This is a genomic window from Mycobacterium helveticum, assembly GCF_007714205.1.
GTDB lineage: Bacteria > Actinomycetota > Actinomycetes > Mycobacteriales > Mycobacteriaceae > Mycobacterium > Mycobacterium helveticum.
In genome coordinates this window covers 1-734 of sequence record NZ_VMQU01000331.1, presented here as the reverse complement: position 1 = coordinate 734, position 734 = coordinate 1, and the positions used below count along the sequence as shown (strand labels likewise).

Annotated in this window: 1 protein-coding gene; it reads right to left on the bottom strand. The window is 71.3% G+C overall.

The genetic code is table 11. The features are described from left to right. A partial coding sequence (locus tag FPZ47_RS27765) for a ketoacyl-synthetase C-terminal extension domain-containing protein (RefSeq protein WP_144957533.1) occupies positions 1-734 on the bottom strand: 734 nt, incomplete at both ends.

Genomic DNA, 734 nt, shown 5'->3' with positions numbered 1-734 from the left:
TTGGGAGCCCTGGCCGGGGAACACGAAGACGGTCTTGCCCGCCGGGGCGGCGCTGCCCCGGATCACCGAACCGGCCAGGTCGTCACCGGCCAGCTCGTCGAGCCCGGCCAGCAACCGCTCCCGATCGGCACCGACCACCACCGCGCGATGCTCGAACACCGACCGCCCCGCCAACGACCACCCCACGTCGGCCACATCGAGCCCACCGTGCGCCCGCACATGCGCGCCCAGACGCCCGGCCTGGGCCCGCAACGCCGACGCCGACTTCGCCGAGAGGACCCACGCCACCACCGGCGGCCGGGAACGCGCCACACCCTCGGCCGGCGCCGCGACCGCTTCCACGATCACGTGCGCATTGGTCCCACTGATCCCGAACGAGGAGATCCCCGCCCGCCGGGGCCGACCCTGGGCCTCGGCCTGCTCGGCCTTCCAGGGCCGCGCCTCGGTCAACAACGACACCGACCCCGCCGACCAATCCACATGCGGGCTCGGCTCATCGACATGCAACGTCGCCGGCAACATCTCATGGCGCATCGCCAACACCATCTTGATCACACCCGCCACACCGGCCGCGGCCTGCGTATGCCCCATGTTCGACTTGATCGACCCCAACCACAGATGCTCACCAGACTCGCCGCGTTGCTGCCCGTAGGTGGCCAACAACGCCTGCGCCTCGATCGGGTCACCCAAGCTCGTACCGGTGCCGTGCCCCTCGACCGCGTCGACATCCGCCG